This window comes from Selenomonas sp. oral taxon 920 (assembly GCF_001717585.1).
GTDB lineage: Bacteria > Bacillota > Negativicutes > Selenomonadales > Selenomonadaceae > Centipeda.
Genome location: NZ_CP017042.1, coordinates 14121 through 27980, shown reverse-complemented (window position 1 = coordinate 27980; position 13860 = coordinate 14121). Strand labels below are relative to the sequence as shown.

At 58.7% G+C, this 13860-nt stretch carries 13 protein-coding genes; 4 read left to right on the top strand and 9 right to left on the bottom strand.

Annotated features, from left to right (window positions below; translation table 11 throughout):
* The first annotated feature begins 59 nt into the window (after positions 1–59).
* Complete coding sequence (locus BCS37_RS00135; protein WP_069179581.1) at positions 60–1496, top strand: purine-cytosine permease family protein; 1437 nt, start codon at positions 60–62, stop codon at positions 1494–1496.
* A 73-nt stretch (positions 1497–1569) separates the two neighbouring features.
* Here the strand turns inward: BCS37_RS00135 and BCS37_RS00130 are convergent, their stop codons facing one another.
* Positions 1570–1977: a hypothetical protein gene (locus tag BCS37_RS00130; protein ID WP_069179580.1), complete on the bottom strand. Its 408-nt coding sequence runs from the start codon at positions 1975–1977 to the stop codon at positions 1570–1572.
* Between the two features lie 144 nt (positions 1978–2121).
* Between BCS37_RS00130 and BCS37_RS00125 the strand changes: the two genes are divergently transcribed.
* Positions 2122–3153, top strand: a complete 1032-nt coding sequence (locus BCS37_RS00125) for a threonine aldolase family protein (protein ID WP_069179579.1) — start codon at positions 2122–2124, stop codon at positions 3151–3153.
* Positions 3154–3223: 70 nt separating this feature from the next.
* Here the strand turns inward: BCS37_RS00125 and BCS37_RS00120 are convergent, their stop codons facing one another.
* Positions 3224–4447: a filamentous hemagglutinin N-terminal domain-containing protein gene (locus BCS37_RS00120; RefSeq protein WP_083205738.1), complete on the bottom strand. Its 1224-nt coding sequence runs from the start codon at positions 4445–4447 to the stop codon at positions 3224–3226.
* A gap of 84 nt (positions 4448–4531) precedes the next feature.
* Positions 4532–5716, bottom strand: a complete 1185-nt coding sequence (locus BCS37_RS00115; protein WP_069179577.1) for an iron-containing alcohol dehydrogenase — start codon at positions 5714–5716, stop codon at positions 4532–4534.
* A 170-nt stretch (positions 5717–5886) separates the two neighbouring features.
* On the opposite strand from BCS37_RS00115, the gene BCS37_RS00110 reads away from it, so the two are divergent.
* Positions 5887–7434, top strand: coding sequence for an SLC13 family permease (locus BCS37_RS00110; protein WP_069179576.1), 1548 nt, complete (start codon positions 5887–5889; stop codon positions 7432–7434).
* Positions 7435–7649: 215 nt separating this feature from the next.
* Here the strand turns inward: BCS37_RS00110 and mnmE are convergent, their stop codons facing one another.
* From mnmE to rpmH, 6 genes are all read right to left on the bottom strand, one after another.
* Positions 7650–9029, bottom strand: coding sequence for a tRNA uridine-5-carboxymethylaminomethyl(34) synthesis GTPase MnmE (gene mnmE / locus BCS37_RS00105; RefSeq protein WP_069179575.1), 1380 nt, complete (start codon positions 9027–9029; stop codon positions 7650–7652).
* 173 nt (positions 9030–9202) lie between these two features.
* A complete protein-coding gene (jag, locus tag BCS37_RS00100) occupies positions 9203–10261 on the bottom strand; it encodes an RNA-binding cell elongation regulator Jag/EloR (RefSeq protein WP_069179574.1) in 1059 nt (352 codons plus the stop codon).
* The gene (locus BCS37_RS00095) at positions 10262–10936 is read right to left on the bottom strand and encodes a YidC/Oxa1 family membrane protein insertase (protein ID WP_069179573.1); all 675 of its coding nucleotides are present in this window, start codon (positions 10934–10936) and stop codon (positions 10262–10264) included. It abuts the gene before it with no gap.
* A gap of 59 nt (positions 10937–10995) precedes the next feature.
* Positions 10996–11205 carry a membrane protein insertion efficiency factor YidD gene (gene yidD / locus BCS37_RS00090; protein ID WP_069179572.1) on the bottom strand — a complete coding sequence of 70 codons (210 nt, stop codon included), beginning with the start codon at positions 11203–11205 and terminating at the stop codon, positions 10996–10998.
* Complete coding sequence (gene rnpA, locus BCS37_RS00085) at positions 11202–11594, bottom strand: ribonuclease P protein component (RefSeq protein WP_069179571.1); 393 nt, start codon at positions 11592–11594, stop codon at positions 11202–11204. The genes yidD and rnpA overlap by 4 nt, the downstream gene beginning before the upstream one ends.
* Positions 11595–11648: 54 nt before the next feature.
* A complete protein-coding gene (rpmH, locus tag BCS37_RS00080; protein WP_006305399.1) occupies positions 11649–11783 on the bottom strand; it encodes a 50S ribosomal protein L34 in 135 nt (44 codons plus the stop codon).
* Positions 11784–12138: 355 nt separating this feature from the next.
* Here rpmH and dnaA point away from each other — a divergent pair, with 355 nt between their 5' ends.
* Positions 12139–13602, top strand: coding sequence for a chromosomal replication initiator protein DnaA (dnaA, locus tag BCS37_RS00075; protein WP_069179570.1), 1464 nt, complete (start codon positions 12139–12141; stop codon positions 13600–13602).
* The last annotated feature ends 258 nt before the right edge of the window (positions 13603–13860 follow it).

Sequence of the window (13860 nt, the reverse complement as noted above, 5' to 3'; positions counted from 1 at the left end):
GCTCGGGATCACCGATCCTCTGAACGACATCTCTCAGAAAGACAGAATAAGGAGGTACAATGATGGACAAACAATCCTCTGTAAAAGAGAATGACCCGCACAATGTTCCGGACGATCAGGAGTTCATGTCTGAACCCGTTCCGATGGATAAGCGGCATTCAACCAAAGATCAGATCATGGTCTGGATTGGATTCGGCTACGTTGTAACAGGTCTCGTCGTCGGCGGACAGATTGGAGGACAGGGTGGTGCGGGACTGCCTCCGCTCACGGCATTTCTTTCCGTTGCACTGGGGATGGGCTTTCTGTTTTTCCTGACCTCCTTCCTCGGGATCGCCTCGCAAAAGACCGGATACAATCTGTCCCTGCTCTGCCGCTTCAGCTATGGTGAACGCGGTTCTAACCTGCCGCTCGCCATGATGTCGCTGATGACACTCGGCTGGTTCGCAAGCATCGCGGGGATGATCGGGCAGATTTGGGGCGCATGGATCGGGAATCCGTCCGGCGTGGTTGTCTTTGACCCGAACGCCCACGGCTTTCACGGGGTTGCAGCAATTACACTGGAGGAGTTCCTCTCTACATTCGTCTGGGGTCTCATATTTACTTATACGGCTGTCCGCGGAATGGGCGCAATAGAGAAGGTCGCGAACATCTTCGCACCGTTCATCATGATCGTCGCCATCGTCATGGGGTTCGTCTATATCTCGCAGGCGGGCGGGCTGTCTCCATTCCTCAGCAAGGCAGGCATGCTCAGCGGCATGAGCATGGGTACCGCGATCACGGCGGTCGTCGGAAGCTGGATTGCGGGTGCCATCATGGGGACCGAGCTCTTCCGCTTCAATAAGAACATCCGCGCCGTTTGGTGGTGCGCAGCAGCATGCTTTATCTTCACCAATCCGATTCTGAACGTCGTCGGCTATATTGGCGCCGTTCAGACGGGCGACTTTAACTATGTGATGTATATGCTGCAGGTCAGCATTCCGGTAGCAATTCTTGGCGTCATTGTATGGACATCCGCACTCTGGACAACAGACAATGGCGAGCTCTACTGCAATGCACTCTATACGGGGCCGGTGCTCCGCTCATATGGGTTCAACGTGGAGCGCAAGCAGGTCGTTATTGTCATCGGTGTCCTCGGGTCGATTCTCGGCAGTCTTGCATTCTATCAGCTCTTCTTCGCAGACTTCATCAATGTGCTCGGCATTATGGGACCGCCCATTGCATCTCCGATTCTGGCGGATTACTTCGTATCCGGACGCCATCGGAAATACAATGCCGCAGCACTGGCATATCAGCCCGCCATCCGCTGGGCAGGCCTCCTGTCCTTTGCCATCGGTGCGGCAATCGCCCTCTACTGCTCGTACGGCGTAACGCTGCCCGGCGAGTTCCCATCCGGTGTCTTTGCGATGATTATCTCCTTCGTCGTCTATATCGTCATCTATCGGATGCTGCCCGATGCCGATGCAGATGCGCGCATCCTAACGCAAATCAAGGGATAATTTCCGCCATACAAAAATACCTCTCACACCATCCTCGGTGCGAGAGGTATTTTCTTTGTACGGATTGCATCCGTCACAGCATCGCGGAGACAGCCGCCGCTGTGGCGATGGAGCTTTGCGCCGCCTTCGACATGAGCAGCGGATCCGTGCTCTGCTCGAGTGCCTGATGCCGCATCTTCTCGATCGTTTCGGAGACGAGATCCTTGCCCGCCTCAGGATGCGAGCCGCGCGTCACGATCTGGGAGACGAGCTTCGTCCCCTGATAGATCTGCGTGATGACCGAGCCGTCCGCGAGCACGCGCGTGATGACGGTATCGCCGACCTTCTCCGCCCAGTCGCGTGCCTCCGCCGCCTTGGACTCCTTCAGATTCTGCAGCATGCGCGCAAATGTATCGGAGGTGTCCTCCTTCACGGGATTTGTGCGCCGTTCAGCAGATGCCGGCACTACTCCACCGCTGCCATAGATTTTCTCGAGTTCCATAGTATTCCCTCCCTTCGCGCTTCCTGCATGATATCGTTGTCCTTACCATTTCTATCGAAAAAAAATACACTTCCTTAACAAATCTCCTTGAATTCCCGTATATTTTCCGATAGTATAGAATCGTGCGAAAAAGGAGATGATGACATGGGCGAACGGCTTTCCTTTGCCTCGGACTATATGGAGGGAGCGCACGCGGAGATTCTGCGGCGGCTCGCAGAGACGAATCTGGAGCAGGCGGCAGGCTACGGATGCGATCCTTACACGGAAGCGGCGCGGGAGAAGATACGAGCCGCGTGCCGCGCACCGCGTGCAGAGGTTCATTTTCTCGCGGGCGGGACACAGGCGAACCGCATTGTGATCTCGGCACTCCTGCGCCCCTACGAGGGGGTGATTGCCGCCGATACAGGGCATATCACGGTGCATGAGGCGGGCGCAATCGAAGCCGGCGGCCACAAGGTACTCGCGCTCCCGCATACGGACGGCAAGCTCACGGCACACGCCATTGAGGGCTGTCTGCGTTCCTACCGCGCGGACACGAACCGCGACCACATGGTATGTCCCGGCATGGTCTACCTCTCGCATCCGACGGAGTACGGCACACTCTATACGATGAATGAACTCGAGGCGATCAGCGCGATCTGCCGCACGAACAAGATTCCGCTCTTCCTTGACGGGGCGCGGCTCGCCTACGCGCTCGGCTGCCCCGCAAACGAGCTGACGCTCGCCGCCGCTGCACGCCTGACGGACGTATTCTACATCGGCGGCACGAAGTGCGGAGCGCTCCTCGGTGAGGCAGTCGTGTTCCCGAAGCCAAATACCGTGCCGCATTTCTTCACCATCGTCAAGCAAAGCGGCGCGCTGCTCGCGAAGGGGCGCGTGCTCGGCATCCAGTTCGACACGCTCTTCACGGACAAACTCTACGAGCGCGGCGGTGCGCACGCGGTCGCCATGGCAGACCGCATTCGCGCGACACTCACGGAGAAGGGCTACCGCCTCGCCGCAGACAGCCCGACGAATCAGATCTTCCTCGTACTCAATGAGGCACAGCTTGCGCACCTATCAGAGCACATCGTCATGGGCTTCTGGGAGAAGCAGGACGACGTGACCATCATGCGCATCGCGACGAGCTGGGCAACGCGCGAGGAGGACGTGGAGCGGCTGATCGCGGTGCTGTGAAGAACAGCGCACTCAGATATAAAACACAAACATATGACCTTGGGGGGCTGCCTCCAAGGTCTTTTTATCATCAGTGCGGTGAGGCCGGCATGTACGATTCCGGCTCATCGGCAACGATCTCAAATCCAGGCACGGCCTCGTCGTGATGCCCGATCATTGCCTCGCTGCCGCAGAGGAGGCGCGGCGCAGAGGAATCCGTCCGCCGGAGGCTGTATGCGGCATGCGCGTCATCGGTGTCCGACACAAGAGGTGTGATGCTGTCCTCCGCCGTAAGGAGACTCCTTCCCCAGATGCCGACACCGCCCGCGCGGAAGGAAATCGTCTTCGCTCCGACAAGTGAATTCCGCATCGACAGTGTATTTGCCTGTGTCACCTCGATCTCCTCGCGCGTCTCATTCCCATCCGCATCGCGGAGGATACGGGTGCGTGCACCGATGCTGAGGCCGATCTGATTTGCAATGAGATCGGTACCCGCCAGATCAATCGCTCCGCTGACGGCACGAATCTCATCTGCCCATATGGCGCTGCTCGACAGACGGAGCGCACCTGCCGCATCGATCCGCCAATCCTCTCTGCCGCCGCTTACGCCGCCGCTCAGATCACCGACCCAGATGCAAACACGCTTTGCCCCAATGATGCTGTTCTTCATCGTCACCTGCCTCGCCCGAATCTCCACATCCGGGAGCATATCACTCTTGATTTTCGTATGCTCCAGATACACCGTATCCTCTGCGGGTGACGTGTCCCCATGTGAACGCGTGCCGGCGGCGGCAATCGTTATCTTACGCCCTTGAATCTCAGCGTTTCGGAGCGAAATCTTCTGCGCACCGATCAGCAGCTTTGCCGCATCGATCCTGCCGCCGTCGGCACGCACATCCGCACCGTAACTGAGGAGCGTGATCGACGTACCCGCAAGATTTGCGGATGCGTTCATGCAGATACCTTGTGACGCCGTGATGACAACCCCCGCGCCGCCTGTTTCTGTTATTTTTCCAAGGAAGTCCGCCGCGTCTTCCCCGCGGACGTTATTGATGATCCACCCCTTCGAGGTATCAAAATGCAGCTCCTCCGCCGCCCCGATGTCAAAATGTGTCCAGTCAATGACGCTGTTCTCCTCCGCCGTGATCGTTGCGCCGCTCGGCACGGCGGCAAGGCTTCCCGCATCGACCGTAACGTTCCCCTCTGCAAGACTGCCGCCCGCGGGCATCGCACATGCCGCCCCCATGAGCACAAACATCGCGGACACGGTCAGCACACCCATCCGCAGGAGACACCCATTTCCTCGATGCATCATCCATGCCGCCTCTTTCCCATCGTCCAACCACAAAGGGTGTGCTCTGTGCCGATACCGCACAGAGCACACCCTTTTCCTCTCATATCAATGATTCGCCGTCTCGTAGATCGCAATGACATCCGCACGCGTGAGCGGATGGAAACAGCCGAGTGTTATCGTGTCACCGCTCGTCGCGGCGCTCGCGATCTCCTCGATCGTTCCCTTTGAGAGCGTGCCGATGCCGAGCCCCGCAAGGCTCGTCGGCATGCCGATCTCCGCAAAGAATTCCTCCATTTTGCGGATGCCCGCGCGTGCACGCTCCTCATCCGTGCCCGCGTTCACACCGAAGAGCTCGGCGGCAAACTGGGCAAAGCGCGCCGCGTCATATTTGTAGACGTACCGCGCCCACGAACCCCAGAGCGCCGTGAGGGTCATTGCGTGCGTTGCGTCGTAGCGCGCGGAGAACTCATGTCCGAGCTTGTGCACGGAGAAGTCCTTCATCCGTCCGAGCTCCGTGAAGCCGCTGTGCGAGACGCTCCCGCACCACATCAGCTCACTCATCGCATCGTAGTCCTTGCGGCTGACGAGGAGACGGCGCACAGACTCCATCACTGTCCGAAGGAGCTGGACGGCGACGCGGTCGGTGAAGACGTTCGGCTCCTTGACGCTTGTAAACCAGCGTTCCATCGTGTGCATCATGATGTCCGCTGCGCCCGCCGCAATCTGCTCGCGCGGCAGACTGAAGGCAAGCTCCGGGTTCATAAAGGCGACGACGGGGCGGTTCAGCTGCGAGTTCAGCCCGCGCTTTTGCCCCGTATCCTCGTTCGTCAGCACCGCCGAGTCACTCGTCTCACTGCCCGCCGCCGGGATCGTGAGGACGGAGCCAAAGGGCATGGTCTTTGTGAGCTCCGCCTTGTGCGTCCAGATGTCCCAGATATCGACACTCGGGTTTGCGATGCCGTGCGCAACCGCCTTTGCCGAGTCGATGACACTGCCGCCGCCGACGGCGAGGATGAAATTGACATCGGCAGCAAGTCCCTCGCGGATTGCCTCGCGGACGAACGAGACGCGCGGATTCGGACGCACGCCGCCCATGACGAGGAACGCCAGTCCCTCAGAGGTCAGATTTTTCTCGATTCGCGAGAGCAGCCCCGAACGCTCCGCGCTGCCGCCGCCGTAGAGGATGAGCACGCGGCTCGCCCCGAACGCGCGCAGTTTCCCGGCGACCGCATTCTCCGCATCCCGTCCGAAGATGATCTCGGTCGGGCAGTGATAGGTAAAGCTTTGCATGAAAATCCTCCTCATATTCGTATGAATTCGACACGTTTATTATAGCAGAAATTACGGAAAAAAAAAGATAATCTCACGACAAGAAAATAGTTGCCAAAAGGGTTGAAAGTTTCGTATAATAATAACCGGGCAAAGAAATTATTACCTTAAAGTATAAGGAGGCTGAAGAAATGAGTGCTGATCAAAGCAAAGAAGCCCAAAGAATCCATGAGGCGGAACAAAAGTTTGATCGGACTCGACGTCTGGTAGGACTGTTCGGAGCACCAATCCTTGCCCTGTTGGTATTCCTGACACCCATCGAAGGACTGACGGTCGCATCACACAAACTGCTTGCCATCATGGTTCTCGTCGCTCTCTGGTGGATTACCGAACCGGTTCCCATCCCCGTTACATCCCTGATCGGTCCAACGCTCGCCGTTGTGACCGGTGTCGTCTCCGCAAAGGATGCATACGCCGCCTTTGCGAACCCGATGATCTTCCTCTTTATGGGCGGATTCATCCTCGCAAAGGCGATGATGGATCACGGGCTGGACAAACGGTTCGCCTACTGGCTGCTCGCACGCTCGTGGGTCGGCTCGAATCCGCGCCGCATCTTCCTCGCGATCGGACTTGCCGCAGCACTCTGCTCCGGCTGGGTCAGCAACACGGCGACCGCCGCGATGATGTTCCCGATCGCCCTCGGTCTCCTCGGCGCGATCAAGGAAATGATGGCGGCAAACGGCAAGGAGATCGATCTCCACGACTATAAATACGCAACGGGTCTCATGCTCATGACGGCATATGCCTGCTCGATCGGCGGTGTTCTCACCCCAATCGGCACCCCGCCGAACATCATCATGCTCGGCTTCCTCGACCAGATGGCGAACATCCACATCTCCTTCTTCGAGTGGATGACGTGGGGTGTCATTGCCATGGTCGTCTACTTCATCATCACGTACTTCATCCTCATCCGTATGTTCCCCCCCGATGTGGAACGCATCGATGGTGCGGAGGAGTTCATCCGCGCCCGCGTCGCGGAGCTCGGCGGCTGGACGCGCGCACAGAAGAACACGCTCGTCTGCTTCCTCGTCGCGGTCTTCCTCTGGGTCTTCCCGGGCATCCTCTCGATGACGCTCGGCAGCACCTCGCCGATCCTCAAGATGTATAACCTCCTCTTCCCCGAGGCGGTCGCGGCGATGTTCGGTGCACTGCTCCTCTTCCTCATGCCGATCAACTTCAAGGAGCGTCAGTTCACGCTTGAGTGGAAGTCGGCGGTGCAGGGCGTTGAGTGGGGCACGCTCATCCTCTTCGGCGGCGGCCTTGCGATGGGCGGCATGATGTATAAGACGGGTCTCTCGCAGTGGGTCGGCGACAAGATCGTCGGCATGCTCGGCGGCGACCCGTCCGAGTTCGCCCTCGTCGCGATCTTCTGCGTGATGGCGCTCCTCCTCTCCGAGCTCACAAGCCACACGGCAGCAACCAATATGATCGGCCCACTCGGCATCACGGCGGCGGTCGCTGCGGGCTTCAGCCCCGTGCACGTCGCGGTCGGCATCGCACTGTCGTCCTCACTGGGCTTTATGCTGCCCGTGTCGACGCCGCCGAACGCCATTGTCTACGCGTCCGGCTACATCCCGATCACGAAGATGATCAAGACCGGTGTCTACATCGACTTCATCGGCATCTTCTGCGTCACCATCCCGCTCGTCCTCTACTTCGTCACCTGGATTGTGGGATAACAACACTTTCGTTTCCACATCAAAAGAGCCGCCTCGCGCGGCTCTTTTCTATGATATTCTGACTTTGCTTCCTGCTGTAAAAACGTCCTTGACGGCATATTTCCTCGGCTGCGAATTGTTTTTGGACAACCACTCACTTGGCAGAGCGGGCGGTTGTTTTTTCAGGTCTAAAAGACAAACAGATTTTTGTATAATAAGCCTGCCCTAGGGCTTTTTTATTTCCCGATGCAGAACTCGCTGAAGATGCGGTCGATGAGGTCGGTGTCGACGGTCTCGCCAAGGATCTCGCCGAGGGTTTCGTACGCGCCGCGCAGGTCGATGGAGATGAAGTCCGTGCCCATGTCCCCCTCGAGGCTGCGCTCCGCCTCACTGAGATGCTGTGCGGTACGGCGCAGTGCCTCGACCTCGCGCTCCTTGTTCGGCAGTGCCCCGTCGCCGAGGTCACCCTCGAGGGCGCGGACGCGTGCAGCGATGGTCTCGCGCAGGGCATCGAGCCCCGTGCCCGCCTGTGCGGAGATCATGAGGACAGGCGCGTTCAGTCCGTCAAAGTCGGTGACGCGCAGAACGGAGGCACAGTCCTCCTTGTTGCAGAGGATGATGATGTCCGCGTCCATTTTTTTGAGGCGGGCGAGGATTTCATGATCCTCGTCGGTGAGCCCGCAGGAGCTGTCAAAGACGGCGAGCACAAGCTCGGCATCCCCGAGGTACTGCTCGGTGCGTGCAACGCCGAGCCGCTCCACTGCGTCCTCTGCCGCACGCAGTCCTGCGGTGTCGATGAGGCGGAGAGGAATCCCCTCAACGCTGATCTCCTCCTCGATGATGTCCCGCGTCGTGCCGGGCACATCGGTGACGATGGCACGCTCTGTGCCGAGAAGGGCGTTGAGGAGGCTGGATTTGCCGACGTTTGGACGGCCGACGATGACGGTCTTGACTCCCTCGCGCAGAATGCGTCCCGCATATGCGCCTGTGAGCAGCCGCTGCACGGCATCCGACGCGCCGTGGATATCCGCACGGAGTGCGTCAGCGGTCGCGGCGGGGATATCGTCCTCGGGGAAGTCGATGCCCGCCTCGATGCGTGCAATCGCGCCGAGGAGACGGGTGCGGATCGCGGTGATCTCACGCGAGAGTGCGCCCGCCATGCGTTCCCGTGCGGCACGGGCAGCGCGGGCACTCCGTGCGTTGATGAGCTCCATGACCCCCTCTGCGCGTGCGAGATCAAGCCGTCCGTTCAGGAAGGCACGCTTCGTGAACTCGCCTGCTGCGGCGGGCCGTGCCCCCGCCTCCCACGTGCGCAGCAGCGCTTCGCGCAGGACGATTGTGCCGCCGTGACACTGGAGCTCGACGGTATCCTCGCCCGTGTAGGAGTGCGGCGCACGCATATGGAGCAGGACGCACTCGTCGATGACGGCACCGTCCGCTGTGACAATGTGGCCAAAGCGCGCATGATAGGGTGCAGTCGCACCGAGCCTGCCGCCCGATGCGGGGCGAAAGACGGCACGCGCGACGGTCAGCGCATCCGCACCGCTCACGCGGATGATGCCGATGCCGCCCACACCGTGCGGCGTTGCAATTTGACTGATGGTATCTTCGGTCATGCTTTCCCTTTCCCTGTAAAATTCGGCAGGGGATCTCCCCGCGCACGCCTCGCTGTGCGAAAGCGGCCGCGTTGGGTATCCCTCTCCCGATCATCCCTGATTCCCAAGATTGTATGAAAGAAGGGTGCTGTACGAAGCCTTCCCCGCTCCGTACAACACCCCTTTTCTATCCCTTACCGATCGTAGCGGTCGTAGCTGCTCTCCTCGTAGTCGCGCGCATAACGCCGGCGGCGCGGAACGATGACAACATAGCGGCGCGGGTTGTCGCCCGCGCTGTACGTGGTGACGCGGCGGTTGTCCTGCAGCGCCATGTGGATGATTTTGCGCTCGTGGCGGCTCATGGGCTCGAGGTGGATCTCCTCGCCAATGCGGCACGCCTTGTCCGCGAGATGTCCCGCGAGGCGCGTGAGCGTCTCCTCTCGGCGCGCACGGTAGTCCTCGACATCGAGGATGATGCGCGCGTAGCCCGTCTCGGAGATCTTGTTCACGACGAGATTCGTGAGGTATTGAAGCGCATCGAGTGTTGCGCCGTGTTTGCCGATGAGGATGCCGAGGCTGTCGCCCTGAATGTTGAAGATGGTGCCCGCAGGCGTGTCCGTACGGTGCAGGGTAACGGTGAGATGCATCGCGGCAAAGATCTTGCCGAGAAATTTCTCCGCTGCTGCGGCCATCTCGTCCGTGAGCGGAACGAGCGGGCTGTCGCTGCGCTCACGGCGCTCCCGCGTCTCATAGGAGGAGGGCTCCCTCCGCTCGCGGCGAATCTCCTGCCCCTCGCGCTCTGCACAGCGGCTGCGCTGTTCCTCATAACCGCCGCGCGGAGGGCGGCTCTCACCATAGCTGTTCTCGCGGCGCTCCTCCGCGCTCCGGCGCGGTGCCGCCTGCTCCGGATTCCTGCGCGCAGAGGAGCGCAGATCGGTATGAAAGCGCTTCGGACGCACGCCGAATCCATCGTCCTCTGCACGCTGTTCCTTGCTCGAGGCAGGGGATGCAGGCGATGCTGCAAGGACGGTCGGCTGCGCGGGAATCGGTATCTCCGTGTGCTGCGGCCGGATCACGGGACGCGTGGTGACGCGGATGCGCGCCTCGCGCTTGCCCCAGAGTCCGAGGAAGCCGCCCGAGGGCTCCTGTACGATCTCATAGGTGACCTCGGCTCTGCCGCAGCCGAGTTTGTCAAGGGCGAGAGAGAGCGCGTCCTCGACGGTTCTGCCGGTGGTCTCGATGATCTCTGCCATTCAGATTGCCTCCTTTGCAACGGGTCCGTCGTTGCGGTACATCCACCACTGCTGGGCGATCTGCACAACGTTCATCGTCACCCAGTAGAGCACGAGTCCGGACGGAAAGGTGAGGCTGATCCAGCCGATGAAGAGCGGCATGACGGTCATCATGATCTTCATCTGCGCATTCATCTCGGTGGAGGTCATCTTCTGCTGGAGGAATGTGGTCAGTGCCGACAGGACGGGCAGGATGTAGAGCGGATCGGGCTCGGACATGTTCGGCAGCCAGAAGAATGCAGCCGCCTCCGCGCTCGGAAAGGTGAAGTTGAAGAGGGCATAGTACATGCCCATGAGGATCGGCATCTGCACGAGGAGCGGAAGACAGCCGGCGAGCGGGTTGACGCCCGCCTCGCGGAAGAGTTCGCCCGTCTTCTGCTGGAGCATCTGCGGGTTGTTCTTGTACTTTTCCTGGATCTTTTTCATCTTCGGCTGGATTTCCTGCATCGCCTTCATGGATTTGATCTGCTTGACGGTGAGCGGGTAGGTCACAACCTTGATGAGGATGGTGAGGAGAATGATGGGAAAGCCGTAGCTGACAAGTCCTGCGGCGCTTGTGACGTTGTAAAAGCCGCCAAGGATGAACTGCAAAACGTGGATGATGGGTTCAAAGAGGTTGCTAAAAAATTCGATCAACGGTATTTCCTCCTACTGCTAGGGAAGTATCAGGTGTCTCATTCAAAATAATAACTAAACTAGGGTACGGGATCGTAGCCGCCCTTGTGAAACGGATGGCAGCGCAGGATGCGCCGCAGTGCCATCCATCCGCCATGCCATGCGCCGTAGCGCTCAATCGCCTCCATCGCATACGCAGAGCAGGTCGGATAGTAGCGGCAGCTGGGCAGGGTCAGCGGCGAGATGCAGCTCCGATAGAACCGCACCAGAAGGAGGAGCAGCCGCTTCATCGGTGCTCCCCCGTGCGGCTCTCTCCACGCGCGTCCGCAAAGATCTTTGCACGGCGCGCGAGTGTCCGCAGTTCAATCGCCGCATCCTGCATCTTCCCCGCCGCAAGCCCCGCGCGGCCGATGAGGAGGATCCCCACATCCTTGCGGAGTTCGTGCTGCAGGTGGCGATATGCCTCGCGCAGGAGGCGTTTCGTGCGGCTGCGCACAGCGGCACAGCCCAGTTTCTTGCCCGCGGCAAAGCCGACCTTGCCTGCGACGCGGCTGTCGCGCAGAACATAGAGGATCATCCGCCGCCCTGCGACGGAGGTGCCCTTTTGATAGACATGCTGAAAGTCGCTGCGCCGCTTGATCATCTTTGTGCGCGGCAGTGTGTATTTCTTCTCATTCATTGTTCATCGTTAAAAAAGAGGTCACCCGCGGTGACCTCTGCGCAGCCAACGGTATTATGCCGACAGCTTCTTTCGTCCGCGCTGACGCCTTCTCTTCAGTACGAGGCGGCCGCCTTTCGTCTTCATGCGCTCACGGAATCCATGTGTCTTTTTTCTCCAATGATTGTTGGGCTGAAATGTTCTCTTCACCTCACGTCACCTCCTTTGCTGCCGCGCTTCGCGGCATATGCCGTGCGGCGATTCGTATGTATCACTAACTAGCCGTCATTATAGACGAAAAAAAGCGGCACTGTCAAGCGGCACTGCGGCATTTGCATGTTTTTTTCCATAAGATAGGGCAAAAGCACCTGTTGATAAGTCCTCTGTTTTTTGCTAAAATATTCTCGATGTATTGTGGAAAAACTTGTGAAAAAATATTCTATTTATTTCATCTCTGCGCATTTTATTGCATCCATTCCATTGACATAGTTGTCCACAACTGTGAATAACCCTGTGGATAATATTATATGCATAAGACAAAATTTTTTTGAAGGGACGCAGACGTATGTCCGAAGAAAAGACCACCTCCATTGAGAGTCTCTGGCAAAAAGTACTCGAAAAGACCGATGGAATCTTCCACGAAGACACCGTGAAAAAGTGGATTCTCCCCGCGGTTCCCGTTTCTCTGGAGCAGAATGAGCTCGTGCTTGCTGTGCAGGAGACCTTCCAGAAGCAGTATATCGAATCGCGTCTGGGCGCACTCTTCGGCGATGTCGTGCAGCAGGCGTTCGGTTCCGGGTACACATTCCGCGTCATCGTCGATCCGGAGATCGTGGCGCAGAAGAAATCTGCAAAGAAAGAAGCAGAGCCGCCTGCAGAGAACAGCGCAGCAGAGGATGCCCCCGCCGAATATCCCGCAGTGGAGGAGCAGTCTGCATCCCCCACGCAGGGCAGTCTCCCGCTCACGTCCGCAGGCGATACGAACGCAGCGGCACCGGACGATGCCACAACGCTGAATCCAAAGTACACCTTCGATGCGTTCGTCATGGGACGCTCGAACCAGTTCTCGTACTCGATGGCAAAGGCGGTCGCGGACGCGCCGGGGAAGTCTGCGCACAATCCGCTCTTCATTTACGGCGGCGTGGGACTCGGCAAGACCCATCTCATGCATGCGGTCGGACACAAGATCCTCGCGGATCATCCCGAAAAGCGCGTGCTGTACATTGCAAGCACGGACTTTACAAACGAATTCATCCGCTCGATCCGCGAGAAGAGTATGGACGCATTCCGCGAGAAATACTACAGCATTGACGTTCTCCTCATTGACGATATCCAGTTTTTCACAGGGCAGGAGCAGACACAGACGGAGTTCTTCCAGACGTTCAACCGTCTGCGTGACAACGGCAGACAGATCATCCTGACCTCGGATCGTCAGCCGCAGGATGTCAAGGGGCTCGAGGATCGTCTGATCTCACGCTTTGCGGGCGGCGTCGTCGTGGATATCCAGCCGCCGGAGTTCGAGACGCGCGTCGCAATCCTCCAGAAGAAGGCACACTCCGAGGAGGTCGATATCCCCGAGGATGTCGTCGCCTACATCGCGAGCCGCGTCGACAGCAACATCCGCGAGCTCGAGGGGGCACTGATGCGCCTCATCAAATACGCCTCGATGATGCGCATGCCGATCGACGAGACCACCTGCGTCGCCGCACTCGGCAACTATCTGCGCGGCGAAAAGGGCCGGCGGATCACTATGGAGATGATCGAGCGCATTGTCTGCACGCACTTCAAAGTCACAAGCGAGGACATCCGCTCCACAAAGCGCAGCAACGACATCGCCTACCCGCGCCAGATCGCGATGTTCCTCTGCCACGAGCTGACCGATGTCTCGTGGCCGACGATCGGCGGCTTCTTCAACCGCGATCACTCAACAGTCATTCACGCACACAAGAAGATCCAGAACCTCACAGACACCGACGGCGCCACAAAAGCACTCATCGAGTCGCTGACAATCCAAGTCAAGGGCATCTGAATCATCCGTGCTTCCAAAAGACTGTGGACATCTCTGTTCATATGCCTTCTCATTTCATGTGGATGTTTTGTGGATAAATTTTCATCCACTCCTCATCTGTGTAAACTGTGGATAACTTAGGAATAACTCTGCCCGACTTATCCACAGAGACCCCCGCGATTTTGCGGGCGTTTTCCCACTTTTCAACGAATCCACAGTCCCTACTACTACGACTACTATATTTATTTACAACACGAAGCAATAGAAAAACGAGGCTGC

What these genes read in the sequence shown, in the direction of transcription:
- BCS37_RS00135 (WP_069179581.1), top strand. Translation starts at nt 60, where the DNA reads ATGATGGACAAACAATCCTCTGTAAAAGAGAATGACCCGCACAATGTT.
- BCS37_RS00130 (WP_069179580.1), bottom strand. Translation starts at nt 1,977, where the DNA reads ATGGAACTCGAGAAAATCTATGGCAGCGGTGGAGTAGTGCCGGCATCT.
- BCS37_RS00125 (WP_069179579.1), top strand. Translation starts at nt 2,122, where the DNA reads ATGGGCGAACGGCTTTCCTTTGCCTCGGACTATATGGAGGGAGCGCAC.
- BCS37_RS00120 (WP_083205738.1), bottom strand. Translation starts at nt 4,447, where the DNA reads ATGATGCATCGAGGAAATGGGTGTCTCCTGCGGATGGGTGTGCTGACC.
- BCS37_RS00115 (WP_069179577.1), bottom strand. Translation starts at nt 5,716, where the DNA reads ATGCAAAGCTTTACCTATCACTGCCCGACCGAGATCATCTTCGGACGG.
- BCS37_RS00110 (WP_069179576.1), top strand. Translation starts at nt 5,887, where the DNA reads ATGAGTGCTGATCAAAGCAAAGAAGCCCAAAGAATCCATGAGGCGGAA.
- mnmE (WP_069179575.1), bottom strand. Translation starts at nt 9,029, where the DNA reads ATGACCGAAGATACCATCAGTCAAATTGCAACGCCGCACGGTGTGGGC.
- jag (WP_069179574.1), bottom strand. Translation starts at nt 10,261, where the DNA reads ATGGCAGAGATCATCGAGACCACCGGCAGAACCGTCGAGGACGCGCTC.
- yidD (WP_069179572.1), bottom strand. Translation starts at nt 11,205, where the DNA reads ATGAAGCGGCTGCTCCTCCTTCTGGTGCGGTTCTATCGGAGCTGCATC.
- rnpA (WP_069179571.1), bottom strand. Translation starts at nt 11,594, where the DNA reads ATGAATGAGAAGAAATACACACTGCCGCGCACAAAGATGATCAAGCGG.
- dnaA (WP_069179570.1), top strand. Translation starts at nt 12,139, where the DNA reads ATGTCCGAAGAAAAGACCACCTCCATTGAGAGTCTCTGGCAAAAAGTA.